This is a genomic window from Amycolatopsis sp. NPDC005961 (genome assembly GCF_040629235.1).
In the GTDB taxonomy this organism is placed as follows: Bacteria; Actinomycetota; Actinomycetes; order Mycobacteriales; family Pseudonocardiaceae; genus Amycolatopsis; species Amycolatopsis camponoti.
This window is the reverse complement of the sequence record NZ_JBEXVF010000153.1, coordinates 1-4,009: the sequence shown is the minus strand read 5'-3', so window position 1 is coordinate 4,009 and position 4,009 is coordinate 1. Positions and strand designations below refer to the sequence as shown.

Sequence of the window (4,009 nt, the reverse complement as noted above, 5' to 3'; positions counted from 1 at the left end):
GGTGAACGTCGTCGCCGGGGTTGCAGGAGATCTCCCACCCGGACGCGCTGGAGGCGCTCGCGGCCCTCGTACACCGGGTGCCGTCCAGGGGTCCTGCATCGCGGGCGGGCTGATGCTCGCGTGGGTCTGCGACCTGATCGTGGCCTCCGACGACGCGTTCTTCGCCGATCCGGTGGTGCGCATGGGCATTCCGGGTGTCGAGTACTTCGCGCACCCGTGGGTGCTCGGGCCGCGAGCGGCGAAGGAAGTCCTGTTCACCGGTGAACGCTTCACCGTCCAGCAGGCCAAGGAATGGGGGATGATCACCCGGATCGTCCCGCGCGCGGAGCTGGAACAGCACACCCTCGAACTCGCGGAGAAGATCGGCGGGATGCCCCAGTTCGGGCTCGCGCTGGCGAAGAAAGCCGTCAACCAGGCCGAAGACCTGATGGGCCTGCGGTCCGGAATGGACTCCGTGTTCGGGCTCCACCACCTGGCGCACGCCCACAACGCGGAGACGTCCGAAGACTCGCTCGGCGGGCAGTCCGCGCGGTCCATGCGCGACGCGAACAAGGGGTCCTGATGGACCTCGACATCGACGAGACGTCCGAGGCCTTCCGCGACGAAGCGCGCGAATGGCTGACTTCGCATGTGCGGACGCTGCCGTCGATGGACACCGCCGAAGGGTTCGAGGCGCACCGCGAGTGGGAGGCCGAACTCGCGGAAGCGCGGTGGTCGGTCGTTTCGTGGCCGCGCGAGTACCACGGCCGGGACGCGTCGATGCTGCAGTGGTTGCTGTTCGAGGAGGAGTACTACGCCTCCGGTGCGCCGGGGCGGGTGAGCCAGAACGGCATCTTCATGCTGGGCCCCACGTTGTTCGCGCACGGCACGCAGGAGCAGCGTGACCGGATCCTGCCCGCGATGGCGACGGGCGAGCAGGTGTGGGCGCAGGCGTGGTCGGAACCCGAGGCGGGCAGCGACATCGCGGCGTTGCGCAGCACGGCGGTGCGGGCCGACGGCGGCTGGCTGCTGTCCGGGCAGAAGACGTGGAGTTCGCGGGCGTCCTACGCCGACCGCGCGTTCGGACTGTTCCGTACCGACCCGGAAGCGCAACGCCACCACGGGCTGACGTACTTCATGGCCGACCTGCGCGCCGAGGGCGTCACGGTCCGGCCGATCCCGCAGCTGGACGGCGAACCCGGCTTCGCGGAGATCTTCTTCGACGACGTCTTCGTGCCCGACGAGGACGTGATCGGCGAGGTCGGGCAGGGCTGGCGCGTCGCGATGACGACCGCCAACAACGAGCGCGGACTGTCTTTGCGCAGCCCCGGCCGGTTCCTCGCCGCGGCCGCACGCCTCGTGGACCTGTGGCGTTCGCAGGACTCGCCACTGTCCACCCGGGACCGGGTCGCCGACGCCTGGATCGGTGCCCGCGCCTACCAGCTCTACACCTACGGCACGGTGAGCCGCCTCGCCGGCGGCGGTGAGCTGGGCCCGGAGTCCAGCGTGAACAAGCTGTTCTGGTCGCACCTGGACGTCGACCTCCACGAGACGGCCCTGGACGTGCTCGGCCCGGCCGCCGAGACGAACCGGGACTGGGTGGACGGCTACCTGTTCTCCCTCGCCGGGCCGATCTACGGCGGTACCGACCAGATCCAGCGCAACACGATCGCCGAACGGCTGCTGAAACTGCCGAGGGAGCCGCGCCGATGAAGTTCCAGCTGTCGCCGGAGCAGCGCCAGTTCTCCGCGTCGTTGCACGACCTGCTGGGCGGCGCGGACACCGCCGCGGTCGCCCGGGCGTGGGCCGCGGGTTCGCCCGAGCGCGGCCTGAAACTGCTGCGCGCCCTCGCCGACCTCGGTGTCCCCGCGTTGCTCGTCGGCGAAGGCCACGGCGGGCTCGGCGGCACCAGGGTCGACCTGGTCGTCGCCTTCGAAGCTCTCGGCTACCACGCGGTGCCCGGCCCGCTGGTCGAGACGGCCGCCGTGGCCCCCGCGGTGCTGACCGGCGACCGGCTCGCCGCGCTCGCCGGGGGCGACCTCCTGGCCACGGTCGTCGCGCCGCCCGAAGTGCCGCTCGCCCTGGACGCGGACGTCGCCGGGGTGGTCCTCGACCTCGACGAAGGGGAGGTCTCCGACGTCGGGATCGACTTCGTGCGGTCGGTCGACCCGGCCCGGCGGCTGTTCCGGATCACCGGGACCACCCGGACCACGGCGGCCGATCCGGCGGCGTTCGACCTGGGTGTCCTGGCCGTCTCCGCCCAGCTGCTCGGGGCGGGCCAATGGCTCCTCGACGCCTCGGTGGCCTACGCCAAGCAGCGCAGCCAGTACGGCCGCGCCATCGGCGAGTACCAGGCGGTCAAGCACCTGCTGGCCGACGTCGTGACGCAGCTCGAACTCGCCCGGCCGCTGCTCTACGGCGCGGCCGTCGCCGGCGAGACGTTCACCCGGGACGTCTCGGCGGCGAAGGTCATGGCCGGTGCCGCCGCGTACCTCGCCGCGCGCACGGCCCTGCAGGTGCACGGCGCCATCGGCTACACCGCCGAACACGACCTCGGCTTGCGGCTGACGAAGGTGCGGGCCCTGGCCGGCGCCTGGGGAACCGGGGCGTTCCACCGTGAGCGCGTCCTGGCGGGTCTGCGATGACCGATCCGCTGGAGACCGAGGAAGCCCAGGCGCTGCGGGACGCCGTGCGCTCGCTGCTGACCCGCCGGTCGGGGCCGGAGGCGGTGCGGGCGGCGATGGAGTCGCCGCTCGGGTACGACGACAAGCTCTGGTCGACGCTGTGCGAGCAGATCGGCGTCGCCGCCCTCACGATCCCCGAGCACTACGGCGGCGCGGGCGCCGGCTTGGCCGAGGCGTGCGTGGTCCTGGAAGAACTCGGCCGCACGTTGACCCCGGCCCCGATGCTCGGCTCCGCTGTGCTGTGCGGAGAAGCGTTGCTGCGCAGCGGAAACGACGAGGCCTGCGAACGGCTGCTGCCGGGCATCGCCGCGGGCACGACCCTCGCGGCGCTGGCCTGGTCCGACGAAGCCTGGTCACCGGGCTTGACCGCGTCGGACACCGGCATCGACGGCCGCGCCCACTACGTCCTCGACGGCGACCTCGCCGACGTCCTCCTGGCCGTGGCCAGGACGGACGACGGCCTCGGCTTGTTCGAAGTCCCGCTCGACGGCGTCCGCCGCGAGCGCGTCACCACACTGGACCCGACCCGCCGGCTGGCGGTGGTGGAGTGCGCGTCGACCCTGGCGCGGCGCCTCGACGTCACCGGCTTCGACCTGCGGAAACTGCGCGACACGGCGGTGGTCGCCGTCGCCGCCGAGCAGGTCGGCGCGGCGGCCCGCGCGCTGGAGCTGACGGTGGAGTACACGAAGCAACGCAAGCAGTTCGGCCGGCCGATCGGGTCGTTCCAGGCGCTGAAGCACCGGATGGCCGACGTGCACGTCCACGTCGAAGCGGCCCGCTCGGCGCTGTACGCGGCCCTGGTGGACGGCGACGCCGAAGCCGTGACGACCGCGAAAGTCGTGTGCGGTGAAGCGTTTTCCCATGCGGCGGCGGAGATGATCCAGCTGCACGGCGGCATCGCGATCACCTGGGAGCACGAGGCCCACCTGTACTTCAAGCGCGCCCACGGGACCGCCCTCCTGTTCGGCGACCCCGCGAGCGCGCTGTCGTCCTAGGCCAGGTGATGCCGCTCCTGCAGCCCGTAGACCGGCGTCGGGATGCCCTCCGCGCGGGCCTTCAGCTGCAGGGCCAGGTAGAGCGAGTAGTGCCGTGACTGGTGCAGGTTGCCGCCGTGGAACCACAGCCCGTCCTGCTGGGTGGGCTTCCACATGTTGCGTTGTTCGCCTTCCCACGGACCCGGGTCCTTCGTGGTGTCCGAGCCGAGGCCCCACACCTTGCCGACCTTGTCCGCGACCTCCTGGCTGATCAGGTCCGCCGCCCAGCCGTTCATCGAGCCAAAGCAGGAACAACGCGGTCATCGGGAACACGAACACCCGCAATCGGCGGCGCAGGTCCGTGAATTCGGG

The 4,009-nt window shown here is 71.6% G+C and carries 3 protein-coding genes and 2 pseudogenes; 4 read left to right on the top strand and 1 reads right to left on the bottom strand.

Translation table 11 applies throughout. The features are described 5' to 3' along the window. Nucleotides 1-79 precede the first annotated feature (79 nt). The 4 genes and pseudogenes from ABZ342_RS48865 to ABZ342_RS48850 form a co-directional block, all read left to right on the top strand. Nucleotides 80-562, top strand: a pseudogene (locus ABZ342_RS48865) (enoyl-CoA hydratase-related protein); the annotation flags it as partial. Further along, nucleotides 562-1,692, top strand: coding sequence for an acyl-CoA dehydrogenase family protein (locus ABZ342_RS48860; protein WP_360488918.1), 1,131 nt, complete (start codon nt 562-564; stop codon nt 1,690-1,692). The pseudogene ABZ342_RS48865 and the gene ABZ342_RS48860, both read left to right, overlap by 1 nt. After that, nucleotides 1,689-2,624 carry an acyl-CoA dehydrogenase family protein gene (locus tag ABZ342_RS48855; protein ID WP_360488916.1) on the top strand — a complete coding sequence of 312 codons (936 nt, stop codon included), beginning with the start codon at nt 1,689-1,691 and terminating at the stop codon, nt 2,622-2,624. The genes ABZ342_RS48860 and ABZ342_RS48855 overlap by 4 nt, the downstream gene beginning before the upstream one ends. Continuing rightward, nucleotides 2,621-3,658 carry an acyl-CoA dehydrogenase family protein gene (locus ABZ342_RS48850; protein WP_360488914.1) on the top strand — a complete coding sequence of 346 codons (1,038 nt, stop codon included), beginning with the start codon at nt 2,621-2,623 and terminating at the stop codon, nt 3,656-3,658. Before ABZ342_RS48855 ends, ABZ342_RS48850 begins: the two co-directional genes overlap by 4 nt. On the opposite strand, the pseudogene ABZ342_RS48845 reads toward ABZ342_RS48850, so the two are convergent. Then, nucleotides 3,655-3,942: pseudogene (locus ABZ342_RS48845) on the bottom strand (NAD(P)/FAD-dependent oxidoreductase); the annotation flags it as partial. The gene ABZ342_RS48850 and the pseudogene ABZ342_RS48845 overlap by 4 nt on opposite strands. Between the last annotated feature and the right edge of the window lie 67 nt (nt 3,943-4,009).

What these genes read in the sequence shown, in the direction of transcription:
- ABZ342_RS48855 (WP_360488916.1), top strand. Translation starts at nt 1,689, where the DNA reads ATGAAGTTCCAGCTGTCGCCGGAGCAGCGCCAGTTCTCCGCGTCGTTG.
- ABZ342_RS48850 (WP_360488914.1), top strand. Translation starts at nt 2,621, where the DNA reads ATGACCGATCCGCTGGAGACCGAGGAAGCCCAGGCGCTGCGGGACGCC.
- ABZ342_RS48860 (WP_360488918.1), top strand. Translation starts at nt 562, where the DNA reads ATGGACCTCGACATCGACGAGACGTCCGAGGCCTTCCGCGACGAAGCG.